Annotated in this window: 11 protein-coding genes; 5 read left to right on the top strand and 6 right to left on the bottom strand. The window is 54.0% G+C overall.

The features are described from left to right. Nucleotides 1-31 precede the first annotated feature (31 nt). Genes MKX70_RS19085 through MKX70_RS19065 form a run of 5 tightly spaced genes read left to right on the top strand, consistent with a single transcriptional unit; the run spans nt 32 to nt 5,496 of the window. Nucleotides 32-1,081 (top strand): hypothetical protein, encoded by a 1,050-nt coding sequence (locus tag MKX70_RS19085; RefSeq protein WP_340785221.1) that lies wholly within the window; start codon nt 32-34, stop codon nt 1,079-1,081. Then, nucleotides 1,071-1,325: an acyl carrier protein gene (locus MKX70_RS19080; RefSeq protein ID WP_042237233.1), complete on the top strand. Its 255-nt coding sequence runs from the start codon at nt 1,071-1,073 to the stop codon at nt 1,323-1,325. The genes MKX70_RS19085 and MKX70_RS19080 overlap by 11 nt, the downstream gene beginning before the upstream one ends. Before the next feature lie 54 nt (nt 1,326-1,379). Next, nucleotides 1,380-2,639 (top strand): ATP-grasp domain-containing protein, encoded by a 1,260-nt coding sequence (locus MKX70_RS19075; RefSeq protein ID WP_340785216.1) that lies wholly within the window; start codon nt 1,380-1,382, stop codon nt 2,637-2,639. Between the two features lie 23 nt (nt 2,640-2,662). Then, complete coding sequence (locus MKX70_RS19070; RefSeq protein ID WP_042237236.1) at nt 2,663-3,931, top strand: MFS transporter; 1,269 nt, start codon at nt 2,663-2,665, stop codon at nt 3,929-3,931. Beyond that, nucleotides 3,931-5,496: an AMP-binding protein gene (locus MKX70_RS19065; RefSeq protein WP_042237239.1), complete on the top strand. Its 1,566-nt coding sequence runs from the start codon at nt 3,931-3,933 to the stop codon at nt 5,494-5,496. Before MKX70_RS19070 ends, MKX70_RS19065 begins: the two co-directional genes overlap by 1 nt. Before the next feature lie 58 nt (nt 5,497-5,554). Here MKX70_RS19065 and MKX70_RS19060 read toward each other — a convergent pair whose 3' ends face one another. The 6 genes from MKX70_RS19060 to MKX70_RS19035 form a co-directional block, all read right to left on the bottom strand. Further along, nucleotides 5,555-7,852, bottom strand: a complete 2,298-nt coding sequence (locus MKX70_RS19060; RefSeq protein ID WP_340840517.1) for a glycosyl hydrolase — start codon at nt 7,850-7,852, stop codon at nt 5,555-5,557. A 338-nt stretch (nt 7,853-8,190) separates the two neighbouring features. Next, nucleotides 8,191-14,169 (bottom strand): tail fiber domain-containing protein, encoded by a 5,979-nt coding sequence (locus tag MKX70_RS19055; protein ID WP_340840516.1) that lies wholly within the window; start codon nt 14,167-14,169, stop codon nt 8,191-8,193. A 38-nt stretch (nt 14,170-14,207) separates the two neighbouring features. Further along, nucleotides 14,208-14,390, bottom strand: a complete 183-nt coding sequence (locus tag MKX70_RS19050) for a hypothetical protein (RefSeq protein WP_042237243.1) — start codon at nt 14,388-14,390, stop codon at nt 14,208-14,210. 19 nt (nt 14,391-14,409) lie between these two features. After that, the gene (locus tag MKX70_RS19045; RefSeq protein WP_340840515.1) at nt 14,410-17,256 is read right to left on the bottom strand and encodes a tail fiber domain-containing protein; all 2,847 of its coding nucleotides are present in this window, start codon (nt 17,254-17,256) and stop codon (nt 14,410-14,412) included. A 28-nt stretch (nt 17,257-17,284) separates the two neighbouring features. After that, on the bottom strand, nt 17,285-18,031 hold the full coding sequence (locus tag MKX70_RS19040; RefSeq protein WP_340840514.1) for a phage tail protein: 747 nt from the start codon (nt 18,029-18,031) through the stop codon (nt 17,285-17,287). Further along, nucleotides 18,028-18,900, bottom strand: a complete 873-nt coding sequence (locus tag MKX70_RS19035; RefSeq protein WP_340785178.1) for a hypothetical protein — start codon at nt 18,898-18,900, stop codon at nt 18,028-18,030. The genes MKX70_RS19040 and MKX70_RS19035 overlap by 4 nt, the downstream gene beginning before the upstream one ends. Nucleotides 18,901-19,055: the final 155 nt, after the last annotated feature.

Raw genomic sequence — 19,055 nt, 5'->3', positions numbered from 1 at the left:
CACATTCGCCAGCTGCAAAGGAGAACAAATTATGAAATCCATGCTGCGCCGTTTCGAACCTGTAGAGCTTAGCGCGGAAGAGATGGAAGAAAGCTTGATCTATGTTTGTTATGACCGGGTGATCTATCATTTTTTCAAAAGAAACCTGGGCATCCGCAATTTTTCCTGGCTGTTCTCGGACCGTTATTGGGGTTTCCATTATTCCGAAGCCAACGAGCCGGTCCAGCCGGTCCACAATGGTCTTGCTTCTATCGTTGATGCGCTTGGAGAGCATGTCTCGGTATCCCCCTCTAAACTTGGGGAAGCGATACGTCCAAGACTTGCGGATGGCTGGAAAGCCAGTGCGATGGTCCGCTTCGAACGTCCTGACGGAAGCTCTCATTACACCAGCACTTTAATTGAAGGAATGGATAACGACATTGTCATCTACACCAAAACCAACGAAACTTCTTCCCGGGCATGCCTGCCTCTGCCGCTTGAAGAATTCGCGGAACGATTGGCGAGAAATGAGGATACTACCGTCAGCCTGCAGTTCTTGCAGGCTTCCCCGGCTCTGCTGAACAGTCTGCAGGGGGAAGGTGTTGCCCTTTATCAGCGGATTCATCAGCTGCTCTACAACCATGGCGAACCACGTACTTTAACCACAGACGGTCTGGATGATCTGTTAGCCGACATTGACAAGCGCAGGCAGGAATTGCTCACCCCGCCTTTAAGCAAGAGAGATCAGCTGAGAATGCATAAGCATGTGGCGAATAAAATAGAGCCTTTATTGTGGGCCTGGTCCTCCATTGCGTCCGATCCGGAATGTGCGGCGCGGCTCGGGGATCACCGCTCGCATGCCTTGTTTGCAGCCATAAACAGCATCGCCATCCGGTTAAAGGCCGTTTTGAAATGGACCAGTCTTATTTGCTCCCGTCCGAGGCCCGGCTTTCTGGATTCCTATGTGCAGGAGTTCTCGGAATTGATCCGGGAATTCAGCGTATTGCAGAACCTTGCTGCCGAAGCGGACAAGCTTCTTTTAAGCTCAGCAGCTGCGGGAGTCCAGGCAATGATGATAGGAGAGGAAAGTCATGAACAATAAACTTGAAGGGATCTTCAGCGGACTCGTTCCTCCGGAGACTCTGCAGCAAATCGCCTGCCAGTATGATGATATCGCCGATACAAATATTAAAGAACTGGGCGTGGATTCTCTCGCGATTATGGAGCTTGTGCTACGGATTGAAGAATCACTGGATATTATCATTGATTACGAGACATTCTCGGTAGAACAAGTGGCAACTCCGCGCCTTATCATGAATATGCTGGCTTCCGGACAAGTCAGCTGACAGCTACCGTACATATTCGTACGCCCCACTACAATTTGAAGGCGAGGTATAATTATGGCCCATCGAACAGTTGCTATTTTTTCGGACGACGAAACCGGTCCTCTGCTGGCCGATGCCGCGCAAAGAGTCGGCGTTGAGCCGCATTTGTTTTTTGTCAAACCGCCTTCCAAACCGTTAAGGCATCCTTGGCATCAGGCAGATCCTTATCTTCCTCCAGAGCAGCTTGGGACAGTGATACAGGAAGCAATGGGGACTCCGCTCGGCATCGTGTCCTGCATCGAACAACTGTCAGTGAACTTAGCCCGAACGGCCGAATGGCTCGGGATTTCCCCCGGTCCGGTCACCGCATGTGAAATTTTGCGCAGCAAATCGAGGATGAAATCCATTTGGGAAACGGCAGGTGTGCGCACTCCCTCTTCCGCCTTGATCCAGCGTACTTCAGAGCTTCAATCCGCCCGCTTGGATTATCCCGTCATCGTCAAGCCCACGCATGGCGCAGCAAGCGCCGGGGTACGAATTGTCGGCAATGAGCAGGAGCTTGTGAAACAAATCAGGCAAATCTTCCGTTTCAATGCGACGACCCTGGGTAACGAAGCGGTGGAACAGCCCGGAGCGCTGATTGAAGAATATATCGACGGTGAGGAGTACTCCGTGGACACGATCTGGTACAAGGGCCAGCCTCTAATGGACGGAATTATGAGCAAAGGAAATCCGCAGGGTCCCACCTTTCCGGACCGCTTATATTTCACCGACCCATCCCTTGACGAAGAGATTGAACAGCAATTGCTGGCCCTGTCCCATGCCGCCGTAAGTGCGGCCGGTGTGTATAGCGGAGCGAGTCATACGGAAATCCGTATGCGCAAGCAGGAGGGTTATGTGCTGGAGGCGGCTCTTCGCCCGGGTGCGGGCGGATGCTTCTACGAATTATTCGAGCGGGCCACCGGCCTTCCATTCTCCGAAGCCTTTATTCTAGTTTCTCTTGGAGCACATTCACCGGATGATATCCGCTATCTGAAAGAACTGTCTTCAAGGTCGGCCAAGCATAAGACACGGATGTACTGGTACAACATGGGCTATAAGGGCTACGGCATCATTAACAGCATTCACGGAACCGAGAAGGTGTTGTCCAATCCTTATGTGAGCAAGCTGGCGATCCGTAAGAATACCGGTGATTACCTTAGCCCGGAAAGCGACTCCTTTGCTTATTTCGGCTGGATTACGGGACAATTGCCAGAGCCGGATCCGGCTCTGGATTACCATGAATGGCTTAGTCGGCTGGAGACCTCAATTGAAATTGGTTACAAAACTAGCTGACCGGATATTACGGAGGGAGAATCATGAACATTCGGTTTACAAATCCCAGAATGTTATTGCCACTTGGAGTTCTGATTACCAATATAGGGAACGGTATGTATACTTTGGCTGTCGGCAAACTGCTGTACGATCAGACCGGTTCCTCCACTCCCTTTGCGCTGCTGCTGATGATGGAAGCGGTATTGACCTTCTCTACCCAGGCTATTGCCAGCTCCGCCGTTGACAGAGGACGTGCCAAGCAATGTGCATTTATCGCCGAATCGATACGCGGCTTAGCGGTTTTGACAGCAGCCGCTTTCGTATTCGCCGGTCATCCGGCAAGTATCTTGCTCGCTGCGGTCATTATCAACCTGCTGCGCCCGTTCTACAGAACGGCCAGCTTCGCCATCGGCCCCATGATTGCCGATGGCAAGCAGCTAGCCGTTTATAACGCCCGGACCAGCACCTTTTTTCAGATTGGACAGTTCTTGGGAGCCGGTATCGCCGGTGTGGTTATTTCATTCCTGTCACCCGAAGTGGCCATCGCCCTTAACGGTATCTCCTATCTTCTGTCAGCACTCTGTATAGGTTTAGCAGCCATTCCGGGACAAAAACTCAGAGCCCGTCAAGGCAGCGGGTTCGGTTCCGCTCTGGCCTCCATCAGTCCCAAGCGCTTTTGGCGGGAATGGACCGATCTGCTTGCGCTGGTGCTCAGAAAAAATGCAAAGGTACTGGGATTGGCCGTGCTGTGCACTGCCGATTTCATCGTTGTATCCTTCATCAACATTTCCTATGCGCCAATTCTGGAGACTATGGATGCACCCTCCTGGTGGCTATCCATATGGGATTCCGCCTTCTCGATTGGCGCCATTGCCGGAGCCTATCTATTCGGAAGGATGGACCATTCCCAAATCCGTATGAACCGCACCGCGCTGGCGCTGGTTGTGCAGGGACTGAATATTGCCGCAATCGGACTCATGAACCACCCGGTCTGGCTCTCGCCATTAATGCTGTTTCTGGGAGTCTCCAATGCTTTCTCGGTATCGAGCTTCACTTATTCGCTCCAGCTTACGGCGCCGGCGGAGTTCCATGGAAGAATATCCGGCATCCGGCAGTTTTTTATTTCCGCGGCCACAATGCTTGTAATTCCGTTGCTGTCCTTCGCAATGAACGGAAACGTGTCACTGTCCTCCTTGCTCGCCGGCGTAATATGCCTCGGTGTTGCTTCCGTGGTTCTACTCTATTTATCACCGCTGCTGAGCCGTCCCTTAAGCCATTCCGGCTCTATAGCGGGTGAACAGGAGGTGAGCTGATGCTTGCGCAGGCTCTCGTTGCCTCCACCCGGCGCCACTCTGCCAGGGCAGCCGTCCGGTATGGCGGTCAAACCCTCACTTACGAGCAACTGATTACCGAAGCCAGTGCCGTTGCAGCAGAGCTTCGCCGGCTCGCAGACCGGATGGAGCTGCCGGAGGAAGAACCAGCCTGCGGACTGCTGTTCAATCATGGCATTTCGGGAATTATCGGGGTCGTTGCTTCCGTTCTGGCCGGACTTGTCTATGTGCCCCTGGACGCCTCTTACCCACCTGGCCGGTTATCACAGATTTCCCGGCATTCGGGAATCCGTATTATGGTTACAGACCTTGATGGATTGGCAGCTGCAGAAGCCATAGGCTCCGGGCTTTCTTTTCCGGGGGAAATTGTAAGGGTTGACGCCCCCTCCTTCAAGCCAGGCAGTAAACCTGAAATTCCGGGAAAGATGCATAAGCGTCAATATCTGCTGTATACCTCCGGCTCTACAGGCGTACCCAAAGGTGTGGTCCAGCAAGGCGCGTCCATTGTCCATTTTGCAGAGACCTATATCCGCGAGCAGGGTATTACCGCAGATGACCGGTTAACTTTATTCTCTACCTTTGGTCACGATGCCGCTGTGGTGGACATTTTTGCCGGACTGCTGTCCGGTGCTTGTCTGTATCCCCTGGATTTGCGCATTCCAGAGAATCTGCTAAGATTACCCGGCTGGCTTGAAGGCAATGGCATCACCGTGTGGCACAGCGTACCGAGCCTGTTCCGTACATTCTTCACCTCTGTCCGCCGGCTGCCTCAGCTTCCTTCTCTGCGTCTTGCCGTCCTGGGGGGAGAAGCGCTACGCGCAGGTGATTACAGCCTTTGTTCCGGGAGACTTCCGGGCACGAAGTTGTACAGTCTCTACGGACAGACCGAATCCTCTTATTCAGCCGGCCATTTCATATCCAGCGCCAGGGATGCTTCAGCTGTAGGCTTACCCCTCGCAGGCACGAAGCTGCTTATCGCTCGCGGAGAAGGGAGCTTCACCGTTATCTCTCCGCGGGGGAGCTTAACGCAAGAAAGCTGCGAACTTCTGCGGACTCATAGAATTCCGGCGGGTGAGTTGCTAATCGCTTCTGCCTATGTAGCTGAGGGATACTTCAATGCCGCAGATGCATCGGAGCAAGCATTCATTACCTCCCCTGCATTCGGTACCATCTATCGGACCGGTGATATGGCCGAGATAGACGATACCGGCAGGATCATGTTCAGGGGAAGAATAGACGCTCAGATCAAAATCCGGGGATACCGCATTGAGCCGGGAGAGATCGAGTCGCATATTCTCACCATCGCAGGGGTTAAGGAATGCGCGGTGCTTCCCATAGTACGGGACGGGCAGGCCACATTGACAGGATTCATTCAGGCCGACCACTCCCTGTCACTTGCCTCGGTTAATCTGTGGTTGTCCCAACGGCTGCCTGATTATATGCTGCTCTCCGAAGTTATAATGAAAGAACAATTCCCTCATACCTTAACCGGCAAGATTGACCGGAGAGGTCTTGCAGACAATTACGGCGAGATGATTATAAGCTAGAACAAGAAGGGCTGGATCAGGGCATCACCCCGATCCAGCCCTTTTTGCCTTACCTGTGTTAAGGCTCAATCCCCCACACCAGCTGGCCATTCATATATCCGGTCACCTGCTCATTGTTAACAAATTGACTAGCGGATGCCATGAACGAGTAATCGTTAGCCTGATTGTAATTGGACCAGTCGGTTTTGGAGAAGCGGGTCTGGATTTCGGCGCTCTGGCCGGGGTTTAGCGTCCCAGCCGAACTTGCGAAGCCAATTTCAAGAGCATACTCGGCACCGTTAGCCGGGGTATCCAGCTTCACGAATCTGCTGGTTACATTCGCGCTGCCGACACTGGACCAGTCGATCCAGGAGCTCTGATCTTTCTCGCCGTCAATCGTGTAGTAATACCGGAGCTTCACATCACTAAGCTGAACTGCCGAATTACCGCTATTGACGACTTTGAATTTGGCCGAAATTCCGTTAGTAGAGGCACTGGTGTTGCCATTAAAAGCCTGGATCGTCAAATTGCCCGCTGGTACCGGTACACTGCTATCCGCAGCATTCACTGTAAGCACAGCGTTATTTCCTCCATTGAAATGGAAGGTGATCGCATTCTGACCAAGCGGCAGCGTAGAGAGATAGGATTTTTTCAAGACGATCGTTGCGCCTGATGCCGTATAATCCTGGCCCGATACAAGCGTGTTGCTTCCATGCGTCAGGTTTGCAAGCTGATGTCCGTTTAAGGTAAGGGCTACGGAAATATCCTGCGCTTGGACCGGCGCTTTATCAAAGTCCGCGCTCACAGGCGTAATAGATGCGCTTGGAGTTGGATCATCAATTGTTAAATCAGGCAGCTCATCCAGCGTAATCACATAATCGCTCTGATATAGCGTGGTCAGTGTAGCCGGATAATTAAAGGCAGAACTCATGAGATGCTCGCCATACCACGGCAGGAAATAGAGCCAGCCCGACTTCTCCTCGGTCAGATTCTGTACGCTTGGGACAGTATCATTCTCGGTCATGGCTACCATTTTGGTGCCGCCAGTTAGATCCACCAGCTGATAGAAGGTCGAGGTAATCGCATCCTCATTGGGCACGCCGGACAAACCGTCATAGCGGTTGTAGACGGTATTGTATTTGTCGTAGCCGACAATATCCACCTGATCGTTACCGGGATACCAGGCGGGAGAAGTGCTGTACACATAGCTGTTATACGTCCAGATCAGGTTGTGCAGGTCGTAGGTTTCTGTAAGCTCGGTATAGAGCTGATCCCACAGCTGCTTATATACCTCTGCGCCTGCCGAGGCCCACCAGAACCACGCGCCTTGCCCGTTCAACCCGCCATTGCCCTCTGCTTCATGATAGGGTCTGAAAATAACCGGCACGTTGTTATCCTGCAGAATCTGCAGCTGCTCCGCCAAATCCGCTATGGCCAGCATTACGTACTGGTACTCTTTTGTCCCGGGAATTACCGCATTAGCTGTATTGAAATTAGTTTCCGTCGGCTTGTAGGTCGCTTCCTTCCAATCTACGAATTCCCCGAGCTGATAGGCGGTGAAATCCCGGGGAACTGTGAGATGCCAGCTATTGGTCGCGATCCCGCCCCGGTTGTTCACCCAATCGATCATCCGGGCAGTTGTGCCGTCCTCCCAGCCATACAGCGGATTGTAGTTCATCAGATCGAACCCGCGGATAGCCGGATACTTGCCGGTTAAATTATGAATCCAGTCGAACTCCAGCTCGGAATTCCCGTCATTGCCTCCCCCGTAAATCTCCTGCTGGCCGGAGAGCACATGATTGCCGTACACCTCTGTCATATAATTCATCAGCAGCTGAGTTTCCGGTGTAGCTTGAGTATCACTGAGGACAGGCTGCACATCCAGGGGGTCCAGATCGGCAACCTCCACAGTGAAGCTGTCAAAATAAGCGAAGCCCCAGCCTGCCTTCAGCTGGATGATGTTACTGCCCTGATTCAGCTTGTGATAGCCAAAATCGAAATCCGACCAAGTGGTCGTGTAAGGCAGCATATACGAACCTTTCGTAACGCCGTTAACGTTCAACGATTGAAGCCGGCCGTCTGCGCTGAGCTCCTGCATATAACGGGTAGAGATCGTGTACATGCCAGTTTCCGGGACCGTCACATTGAAGGTAAGGGTGCCTGAATTCTGCATCCAGACAAAACCGCTCCCGGTGTAGCCGGGCTTAGGTTGTCCGTAAATTTGAGTCGTCACTTGAAGATCGGAGGTGAGCTGAGCATTTTCGCTTTCAATTGTGAAAAGTGCGTTATCTGCATGAACGGGCGGCGCTGTCATCACTCCAAGCAGCAGAGTAAATGCCAGAATCATTGTGCTTGCCTTCTTGAGCAAATTTTTCATTTCCACCTTTCCTCTCTACGATAAAATGGCAAATACTTTATTAACCTTTAAAAATATGGTTACGCTTTCATAGAAAACATAGCACAAATTCCATATTATGTAAATCTACTTTTTTTGAAATTTATTATATGTATGTATTCTGGAATTCCTGAAGGTTGTTCTCCATGGAATACCGACGATGTATACTCGTATGGCTTCGATAGCATAGGTATGATCAGGTGTTTCTACAAGCCTCGAAATAGCGTTCAGCACATCACCCATGCATGTAAAAAGCTCCTGCAGCACAATGGCTGCAGGAGCTGCTTCATGTATCTATTCCGCTTACAAATACCTCTTGATTATGCGCCTGCCAGGGCCGCAACCTGAACCTGAAGCTCCTTAACCAGCTTCCGCATATCCTGCCCTTCCTTCTGCTGCTTCTGGACAACAGTAGTCAGCACACCGATGATATCCATCAGCACAACGGACTTGTGATCGGAGGTAGAGAAGATTTGCGGCACCTCCTCGGCGATAAAACCGATGTTCTGTTTCTTGGCATTCTCCGCCTTATAGTTGAAGGTCACTGGCTTCAGCTTATTCAGCAGCTCCAAGGCTCTTTTCACTGGAAGGCTGGCAATGTTCTCCTTGTAGGTTCGGGAGGAGGTCTGGGCGAAATTAGTCGCCCGCAGGTTACCGTCTACATCCAGCTTGTAATCATCGGTTGGGGTTTTGCCAATCCCCACATTGCTGCTGGAATCCAACGTTACTGCGCCTGCCACCTGGACCAGCTGATCATAGACAGCATCCTTGCAGACCAGAGTCTGCATAGTATCTTCTATACCGGCCTGCCATACATTGGCTGCAGTATCCCAGAGAATCCGGGCCTTTTTGTCCGCTCCTCGGGTAACCTCGATCCCCTGGCTGACCACAAGACTGCCGCTGATTACGGCATCCTTCGCTGTCAGTTTATTGCTGAGGACAAGGTCCTTCACTGACAGCGTAGCGGTGACCGCCGCATCCTTAGCAGTCAACGTTCCGCTGAGTGCCGCATCCTTAGCAGCCAATGCACCGGTGAGTGTAGCATCCTTAGCGGTTAATGCGCCGCTGAGCGCCGCATCCACTGCAGTCAGCTTCCCGGACACTGCCGCGTTGCCGTTCACATCCAGCTTGGCGGTTGGCGCAGCGGTGCCAATCCCGATATTCCCGGAAGCAACCTTCAGCACACCGCTCAGCTCCGTAAGCTCCTGATGCGTATGACCGCTGTAGGCAAACTGCTTCAGGCTGCCCGCAATTCCAGCCTGCCATTCCGCCTTCGTTTCGTTCCAAACAATCTGTGCCTTGGCATCTGTGCCTCTTCCCACTTCAATCCCCTGGCTGAGGATAAGACTGCCCGTGACTGAGGCATCCTTGGCAGTGAAGGTACCGCTAACGGATGCGTCCTGAGCCGTTAATGCGCCGCTGAATATGGCATTCTTAGCCGTCAGAGAACCGCTCACATTAGTATCCTTAAGTTCGGCTGTACCGCTCAGTGTTGCGTTCTGAGCCGTTAATACGCCACTAATCGACGCATCTTTAGCCGTTAACGAGCCACTGACTGTAGCATTGGTAACCGTCAATTGGCCGGATACAGCCGCGTTGCCGTTCACATCCAGCTTGGCCGTTGGTGCCGCGGTGCCAATACCCAGATTCCCGGATACAACCTTCAGCACACCGGACAGCTCCGTCAACTCCTGGTGGGTATGGCCGCTGTAGGAGAGCTGCTTCATGCTGCCTGCAGTGCCGGCCAGCCAGGCATCCAGCGATTCATCCCAGAGGATCTGCGCCTTCGGATCTGTTCCCCTGCCCACTGCAATCCCCTGGCTGAGGGTAAGACTGCCGGTGACTGCCGCATCCTTGGCGGTGAAGGTCCCGCTAACTGCTGCATCCTTTGCTGTCAGCCCACCGCTGAATGTGGCATCTTTCGCAGTCAACGCCCCGCTGACTGTAACATCCTTGAGTGCGGCCGTGCCGCTCAGTGATGCACCTCCAGCCGTCAATGTACCGCTGACCGCTGCATCAATAACTGTCAGCTTCCCGCTCACAGCCACATTGCCGTTCACATCCAGCTTGGCCGTTGGCGCTGCAGTGCCAATCCCGACATTGCCTGCATCCACGGTTATCGCTCCGGATAAGGAGGCAAACTCAGGATGGGTATGACCCTTGAATTCAATGGCCTTCAGGGTGTTCGAGATGCCGGCCAGCCATTCATCGGCGGTCTCATCCCACAGCAGCTGGGCGGGTAGAGCAGTCCCTCCGCGGAATACCTCCAGCCCGGCATTTTTGACAACCGGGGTGGCCTGAGGCGAATATTTGTTGACTCTTATGATGTTGTCCTCGACTTCGAGGGTTGCCGCATTGATGGTCACGATATCTCCATTGACGGTCAAATTGCCGTTCACAGTCAAATCCTTGGACAAAACGGCACTTACTGCACTGAGATCGCCCCTGACCGCCGCATTGCCTTGAACATCGAGCTTGGCTCCAGGATTGTAGGTCCCTATACCGACATTGCCGGCTCCGGTTACACTGAACGCAGTATCTCCACTGGATACCTTGACATCGACCAGCGCCAGCGGAGTCGTGGTTCCGATCCCTACATTGCCCTGGGCATCCGAATACACAGCAATGGTATTGCCCAGGGAATTGAACAGCTTGTTCTGGCCGCCCTTGCCTGTCCCGAATTCCGCGAGGGTATCCCCGTCGCCATAGAACCAGGCCTTCTGCTCGTTATTCCAGACAATCCGGGCATTCGGCAATTTCTCCCCGTTGCTGTCCAGACCGCGTGGGGCTTCAAAGCCTCCGGCCACCACATTGCCGCCAACGGATACATTATTGCTAATTGCAGCATTGACCGCTTTCAATCCCTTGTTAAACGTAACATCACCGTCAAACGCCGCCTCACTGTGTGCGGTAAGCTTGCCTGAGAAGGAAGCGGCCCCGGAGACCTCTGTCTCCGTACGGAAGATCGCTTTGCCCGCCACATCCAGTACTTCGGTAGGATTATCGGTGCCCACTCCCATCTTTCCGCTGCGGGTCAGGCTAAGCACCGTTTTGCCGGCGGTTCCCAGCTTCCAGCGGTCCTTCGCCCACTTGATCTGCGCACTGGTCTCTGTCCCCTGCATAACCTCTATGCCGTCTCCGACTGTCACCGTTCCGGCAATTGCGGCACTTGCTGCCGTCAATCCCCCGGAGATCACGGCACTTACAGCCTTCACTCCGCCGGAGGCACTGACATTGCCTGAGGAATCCACAACCAATGCAGCACTGTCTGTTGGTGTGGCAAGCTGCCACTGGTCCTTATTCTCATCCCAGGACAGCTTGGCCGGCGTCTCGCCAGCGCCGCGGTAAATCTCCAAGCCGCCGCCGGAAAGCGAGGTAACCGCATCGGCATCCTTATTGATCGTAATCCAAGGACTGCCGATATCCAGCTCATCCGTAGCAATATTGGCAGAGGTCCCCCGGATCTCCAGGTCGCCGGCTACCGTCAGGCTGCTGCCGACCGTCAGATCATGATGGACATCCACATCGCCCTCGGCACTGGCACTAAGCGCCAGCACGTCATTCTGCGGATTGTAGAGCTGGCTGTGGATGTGCAGAGAATCTGCATTCCCCATTTGGGTAAGCTTGTCCCAGGAGCTGCCGCTTGCGACATTCTCGAGTGCAGTGCCGATGCCGATCTTCCATTTCCGCTCACTTTCGCTCCAGATCATTCTGGCCGCCGGCTGCGATTCTCCACGGTAGACCTCAATGCCGCTCTCGTTCGCAGGCGGCGAATCACCTTCGAACTTGTTGATCTCGATGATGTTGTTGGTGACGACGAGATCCTCACGTTCAACGGTAGTCGTCGTGCCTTTGACAATCAGGTTGCCGTCTACCCGCACCTGGCCCTGAACCGCCAAGCCGCCGCTGATATCTGCCCCGTTGTTGACCGTAAGTGTGCCCTGGACCTCAGCCCCGTTAATGATCTCAATATCACCATCGGAAGTGGTCTGGAGTGCCGTGTTACCTTCGCTGTCACTCAGGGAATTATGCCGGTGCAGGCCATCGGCATCGGAGCTTACTCCCCCGGTCAGCGCGTCCCAATTGCTGCCGTAGGCAATATTGGACAGCTCATCCCCCAGCCCCAGCTTCCATCTGCCCTCCGTCTCATCCCAGAGCAGCTTGGCGCTTGGATTCAGCTTGCCCCGGTAGACCTCGATGCTGCTCTGTTTCAGGGCTGAACTGTTGCCTTCGAATTTATTCATCTCAATCCGGTTGCTGACCACCACCAGATCTTCCTTTTTGACGAATGTAGTGGTGCCCTTTACCGTCAGATCGCCTTCAATTGTAGCGGAACCGCCCACTTTCAGGTCAGCCTTAAGATCCGCACTGCCCTTGGCAAGCAGGGTACCGCCAATCTCCAGATTCCCGGATGCCGACAGCTTCCCCTGCCCGTCAGCCGACAGAATGGTTCCGCCGGATGGTGTGCTCAGTGTGCTGTGCTTGTGGGACGTATCGGCCACAGAGCCGTTCGTCAGCGAGTCCCACTTCGTGCCATACGGAATATCCGACATGCTGCCCTCAAGTCCGATTTTCCATTTGCGGTCCGTCTCATTCCATTCCATACGGGCTTGCGGATTCTGGCTGCCCCGGTATACATCCAGCCCCCCCTTGCTGCCTAAGGCCGTGTGATCCTCCGCTTTGTTCACGGTCAGGAAGCTGTCTGCCACCTCCTGCTCAACTTTCCTGATCACGACCTCTTCTTCCCTGACAATCAGCTTGTTCACGGTCAGCGTCTCGCCGACCATCAGCTCATGGGGAATATTCACATTGCCGTCCGCACCAATCTCCAGGGCCAGCAGGCTCTTATCTTCATTGTGAAACTGCCGGTGGGTATGCAGGCTGTCTGCATTATGACTGCCACCGGTAAGCTCTTCCCATTGCTTCCCGTCCGGGATATCGGTCATATCCCCGTTAGCGGTGCCGATCTGCCACGATTGCGCCGCCTCATTCCAGGCGATTTTGGCATTCGGCAGCGTTGCCCCGCGGAAGACTTCAAGACCATCCTTGCCGGACACAAGCGTTCCGGATACGCTCATTCCCCTGTCTACCAGGATATTTCCCTGATCGTCAGTGCGGAGTACCGGCTTGCCGTCCGCAGCATTCAGCTGGCTGTGGGTATGCAGGCTATCCGCATTCGCTCCGTGATGCAGCTGCTCCCAGTCTGCCCCATAGGCGACCTTGAACATGCCGCTGGTCTTGTCGCCCTCCTTCAGATCCGTTCCGATCATCCAGCCTTGATTATTCTCATCCCATTGCAGCTTGGCGCCGGGCTGATCCTTACGCAGAATCTCAATGCCCATTCTGTCTTCCTCTGCGGCATTCTGATTGAGTGTAACCTTGCTTCCGCCAATCACCAGCTGGGGGACATCCAGCATCGCCATCCCCCCGCTGACTTCGATCCCGCTCTTGGCAGAGAACGGGCCCTCGGCAGTGACCGCACCGGCTATTTCCATATCGCCGGAATCATTGACCTTGAATACCTTCTCACTGCCGGAGGTAACGGACAGCCCCCCGTTTACATCCACATCACCATAGGTGCTGATGGCTCCCGCGCGGATATTCCCCGTGAATTCTGTCTGTGCAGCGTGAACATTAAGCCGGTTCCCTTCCTCCCCGTCCTCATCCTTCGAATTGCTGAGGAAAGGAATCTCCGGGTCCTCCTTGGAGCCGATAATGATCTTATCCGCCTTCAGCTTGGTCCCGCCTACAGCCCGGGTCACCAGCGCCGATCCGTCAACATCCGTCTCATAGATCTGATCAATGCTCAAGGCTCCATCCTGAGTATGCGTCAAGGTTACACGGGCCAGCAGAATATTCTTGGATACATCTGCAGGCTTCTTGGAGCTGGCCTGGATGTCCGCAAGCTCCAGCACATGAATCGCCTGACCTCCCCCCTTGATAAGATCGGGATCTGCCAGCTCTTCCTTATAGCTGACCGAAATATAGATCTGGTCCGAGGTGCTGTATCCCGAAAGATCGAGCACCCTGCCCGGGTGAGCGTCACTTACCAGAATTTCCTGACTGATCTCTTCATTGTTCTCCGGATCGGTAACACGGTTGAGGGCAAATCCCGGAGCAATCTCAACTTTGGTCAGGTCCCGCCCGGTAACCTTAAGGCCGTCCACGACTCCCCAATCATGAAAATAACGGTTATGCAGCCGCTGCACGCGCTTATGATAATTCTGATCCAGCGTCAGATCCTCTTCCTTAAGCAGCAGCCCGTTGAAATAATTCATGCGTTTCATATCCTTTGGCACAATCCCACTCCTCCCGGCTCTTCATGTGTACTGCCTGATCAGGCCTGAACGGACTCTTCTTCTGCGGCAATCAATTCTTCCAGCACCTGGATGGCCCCGCTGATCCGCGTCAGGGTATACCCCAGATTGGTACGTTTCTCGTCCAGCTCCTGGATCATCTGCCGGCCGGATTCCAGCTCTGCCTTCAGTTCATTCATTCGTGCTTCCAATTGTTCTTTCATGAGTTCATCCTCCTATGGATTAAGCACCCTTCAGGGTGTCGATTTGTTTTTGCATTCTCGCGATCGCTTTCTGCTGATCCTTCATTACGCTGGTGAGGACGGCAATGATGTCCATACCGCTGATCGCCCGCTGGTCAGGGTCGGCCAGAACTGCCGGCACTTCTTCAGCAATGAATCCCAGCGTTCTTTGCTTCGTGCTTCCCTTGTATTTAAAAGAGACCGGATTCAGCCCGTCCAGCAGCTGCTTCGCTTCCTTGACCGGGATATCCGAAATATTGTCCTTCAGCTCACGTGAGGACCACCAGTACATGCTGCCGTTGGCATAGACACCGCCGCTGGCATGCAGATAGATGCGGTCACCGGCATCATTGGATACTCCGATATCCAGCACACAGTTCTCTCCGCTGGTCGGGTAATACTTGATCCAGGCCGAGTCACCGCTGCCGCCGCCGGGATCTGACGGGAAGATGATACCGTTATTGCCGCTGCCCGCGCTCGGGATCAGGGCATTTCTCACTTCAAGACTGCTGTGAACAGAAGCATAGGACCAGTCGTTGCCGTAATTGAGCACCAGATGGCTGCCGTTATCGACCAGTGCCCTGCCGGGAGCTCCACGGCGGCCCGGATAACCGATGTAGAAATCGGCACAGCGGACAATGGCAGCAAATTCTTCGGCCACATCCAGCTTTTTGAATTTTCCGGCGAAGTTGAACACATCTGTTTTGATGCTGCCTTGAATCTGGAGATCCCCTTTGATGAGGGCGCCCCCGTTCACCTGCAGGAAGCCGTTCACATCCAGATTGTCCCAGATGGAGACTCTGCGTGATCCCGACTTTCCGTTTCCTGCAATCATGAGTGAATTATAGCTGGTGGTATCATTGCTGATTTCGGCATTATTCACAGACTGGCTCGTGAAGCCTGACCATCTGGAGGTGAAGCGGACCGGATTCTGGCCGCTCAGGACACGCAGCTCACCGGCCACATCCAGCTTATCCGCCGGGGTCAGTGTCCCTACGCCCACATTGCCGGAGGCATTCAGGGAGATATGGTCACTGCCGTCATTGGAGGTGCCGATTTCCAGCGTGCAATCCTCTCCGGTCCGCGGATAGTACTTGATCCACGCCAGATCTGAACCGCCGCCGCCCGGATTTGCCGGGAAGATAATGCCGTTATGCGCGCCGTTGCCCGCACTCGGAATAATCTCCTGTGAGGCCTGCATTTTACCGTTAACATACAGAAATCCGTTCACATCAAGCCGGTCCCAGACGGCAACCTTCCGCCCCTGCCCGGCAGACTGATTGCCGACAATCATCAGCGCTTTGTGGTCCGTGATATCGTTACTGATCTCGGCTCCGTTGATCTGGTTATCAGGGAAGCCTGTCCACGCGGAGGTGAAGCGGACAGGGTTCCTGCCGCTGAGAATACGCACGCTGCCATCGACATCCAGAGAATCCTCCAGCACCTTCTGCGGCCCGACTCCGACATAGCCGTTCTTGTTCCAGGAGAGCACCGGCTTGTCTGTCCGGGAGCCGTCGCTGTTAACCGTTCTGGTGCCAAGAACCCCGCCGCTGCCCCCGAATAATACGGGGCCGTCCACCGCAGCAGCAGCGAAAGGCTTACCGGTTCCGAACCAGCCCAGACCATGCGAGCTGTCGATAGTGTCCGGGTTCGTTCCCTTCAGCCACAGGATTCTGTCATCCTTAAGCGCCAGATCAGCATCACTATAGACCTTGTCTGCGCCCGTGAAGCCGAAGGAGAGACCTCCCGGTGACGACAGCTTGCTGTGCCGGTGCAGCAGATCGGCAAATTCATACTTGATCAGGCTATCCCACTCATTGCCATAGGCGATCTTCTTCAGATCCGAGCCGATCCCTGCCTTGAAGCATTGATCCGCTTCCACCCATACAATCCGCGCGTCATGCGTGCCGCCATCCCCGCGGTAGACTTCCAGACCGCCGTCACGCGGACCGGGAAATTCATAGTCCGGATCATCGGTATTCGGGCTGTTCACCTCGACGAAGCTGTTCATGATCCGCATTTCACTTTGAGATTTATCCTTGCTCTGCAGGATGAGCTCTCCCTCAAGCGTCAAATCTCCGGCAATGCTAATGGCTCCGGTGAAATGCGTTTCTTTTGCGTTGACCTCAAGCATCTTGCCTTCCTGCAGCGTATATACGGACGGCATGGCAGCCAGAGCTGCCTCATTCAGCTCTGTGCTGTCCATGCTGTCTTCACTTTTAGCCTTGATCACCAGCTTCTCCGTCACCAGCTTCTTGCCGGCAGCGCCTGCGTAGGTCCTCAGCGGTGTGCGGGCCGCATCACTGTCATAATCGAATATGCACGCACTGTCGATCACAATCCCATTGTCCTGCTTGCGGGGAACTACCCTGGCCAGGAGGATTTTGTCAGTGCCCCCGGGCTTCACGGTACCATGGCCGATCCTGCCCCGCTCCCAGATGTGAATCTCCTGCCCCTGGCCCCGCTCAATATTGCGTTCAGCCTCGACCTCTTCATAGCTGACCCAGATATATATGCTTTCATTGGCATTGTACTCGGAGAGATCCACCGGATTGTCAGGATGTCCCTCATACATAAGAATTTCCTGGCTGATGCTCTCGCGCTTCCCGCTGCTGGGGTCCTCGGCTACCACCTGATTCAGTGCAAGCCCTTCGGCAATTTTCACCTTCATGTATTCCGCCTGGTCCACTAGCGGCAGCACCTTCAGTCCGCAGACAATGCCCCAGGTATGCAGATAACGGTTATGCAGCCGCTGCAGGCGCAGATAGAAATCCTGATCGAGCTTGTAATCCTCCGCATTCAGGAAGAGTCCGTCAAAGTAACGCATCCGTTTTAATTCTTTTCCCATGATTCGCTTGCCTCCCGATCTATAATCTCTATTGCTCTGTCATACCCCCGAGTAAGGTCTCCATGCCCACGCGCCCATAGACCCCCAGGCACATCTGCGGAACTTCTATATTCAGGATGGAATTGGTGTAAAATGGCTTCTCCTTACGGATCACCTCCTGCAGGTTTCGCACTTTGCGCTGCAGAAGACTGCGGCTGTATGCCGGAAGGATGATATGAACGGAGAAATAGCTCGGCTCTGCCGCTCCAACCATCGTATTGATGCCTACACGCTGGGCAATGCCGCAACGTACAGGCTCCTCATAATTATGAATTTGAATGGCAGCCTCTTCACCCGCATAGACCTGCAGATATTCCGCCAAGCCGTCCAGGGTACCCCGTTTCTTGTAGAGCTGGACAATACTGCCTAGCAGCTTACGGTTGACTGTGCTGCGGGCCTCCGCAAGCGGGAGAATCTGCATCGGGGCAAGGGTGCGTTCCTGGTTATCCTGCTCTCCGTCGTATTCCACACCCTCAGCAAGCTGGAGGCCTACCCAGCCTGCAAGCCAGGGCAGAAATTGGGAAGGCGCCAGCTCCGGATCAAAATAGTGATGCAGCTCATCCAGCAGCGCTTCAATCCCCGCTGATTCGCCGGCCGTTTCCGTTGTACCGGAGAGCATCGCTTCAAAGGCCCTCAGAAAACGTCCCAGAAAATAATGTTCATCCGATTCCCCTGATTTCTGCTGGAACACTCTGGGAAGGTACTGTACGTACATGTAATCATTCTGACTGCTCATGCTTCCACCTCAATCTTCAGGTCCTTCAGCTTAAATAATTGGAACGGCAGCAGGTCGGGAGAGTCCAGCGTCACACTCGTCACATGATCAATTCCGGTTATCCCTTCGACCAGATGATACAGATCCGAGGCATACAGCTTTCTTCCCGGAGACCAGCCCCGGCCTTCCTCTCCGCCGCTTACCGGGTCCAGAAATTGCACAATGCTGTCGTTAACGATGCTGCCGATGTTTTTGTTCCTGGAAGAAACCGTCATCTCAATCACAACCTCCCGGTAATCGGGCTCGACCACATGGACACGGGTTGTCAGCAGCTTGCGGGCATCCAGATAAGCCTTTACACTTTGTCTGATCTCCGCGACTTCCCGGAGCAGATCCTTCTGATTCTCCGTCTGCAGCACCAGAATCACGGAGACATGCCCGAAGGCTTCCTTACTCCCTCCGGTGCCGTTCTCCATATCCGTATTAATCAGACAGAGCGTGCGTACCTTGAGGTCGGGATACGTGTCCAGAATGCCCGGGATTTCCAGCAGGCATTGCCTGGAGAGCAGCTGGAAATCCTCTGCCGTTACGGCCCTGTGGCATTCAGAGAACTGCTTCGCCCCGCGGCGTATTCCGCTTGTCAGCTCCTCCTCTTCACCCAGGGCTATCCCCAGCAGCTTGAGAAACTGCAGCTTGCTCTCGTCCGTCACCTGGTCAATCCGGTAGAGGACCATTTCACTAAAATAGGCAAACAGCTCCACCAGTGTAATGCCGGGATCGGAGGGGTTATAATTCGTCCAATCCGGATCGTAGAGCGGAATCAGTGTTTTGGCATCCGCCACAAGCTGGTCAAAGCCAAGATCATCCAGGTTCAGTACTGGAAGCGGCATAAGTTATTCCTCCTTTCTAAATAAGCTGAACTTTAAATTGTCATTTGGGTTATGGTCGTAACTACGGGGAATGTTTGGACTTCCGGCCGCTACCGCTCCTACAGTTCCAAACTTCCCCTCCGACTCCTGCCCTTTTATGCATTATTTAAGTTCAT

It is taken from the genome of Paenibacillus sp. FSL R7-0312 (assembly GCF_038004445.1).
Taxonomy (GTDB): Bacteria; Bacillota; Bacilli; order Paenibacillales; family Paenibacillaceae; genus Paenibacillus_AQ.
This window is presented reverse-complemented; position numbering and strand designations above follow the sequence as displayed.

Coding starts and splice junctions, on each gene's coding strand:
- MKX70_RS19035 (WP_340785178.1), bottom strand. CDS start 18,900: ATGCCGCTTCCAGTACTGAACCTGGATGATCTTGGCTTTGACCAGCTT.
- MKX70_RS19080 (WP_042237233.1), top strand. CDS start 1,071: ATGAACAATAAACTTGAAGGGATCTTCAGCGGACTCGTTCCTCCGGAG.
- MKX70_RS19085 (WP_340785221.1), top strand. CDS start 32: ATGAAATCCATGCTGCGCCGTTTCGAACCTGTAGAGCTTAGCGCGGAA.
- MKX70_RS19040 (WP_340840514.1), bottom strand. CDS start 18,031: ATGAGCAGTCAGAATGATTACATGTACGTACAGTACCTTCCCAGAGTG.
- MKX70_RS19070 (WP_042237236.1), top strand. CDS start 2,663: ATGAACATTCGGTTTACAAATCCCAGAATGTTATTGCCACTTGGAGTT.
- MKX70_RS19060 (WP_340840517.1), bottom strand. CDS start 7,852: ATGAAAAATTTGCTCAAGAAGGCAAGCACAATGATTCTGGCATTTACT.
- MKX70_RS19050 (WP_042237243.1), bottom strand. CDS start 14,390: ATGAAAGAACAATTGGAAGCACGAATGAATGAACTGAAGGCAGAGCTG.
- MKX70_RS19075 (WP_340785216.1), top strand. CDS start 1,380: ATGGCCCATCGAACAGTTGCTATTTTTTCGGACGACGAAACCGGTCCT.
- MKX70_RS19065 (WP_042237239.1), top strand. CDS start 3,931: ATGCTTGCGCAGGCTCTCGTTGCCTCCACCCGGCGCCACTCTGCCAGG.
- MKX70_RS19045 (WP_340840515.1), bottom strand. CDS start 17,256: ATGGGAAAAGAATTAAAACGGATGCGTTACTTTGACGGACTCTTCCTG.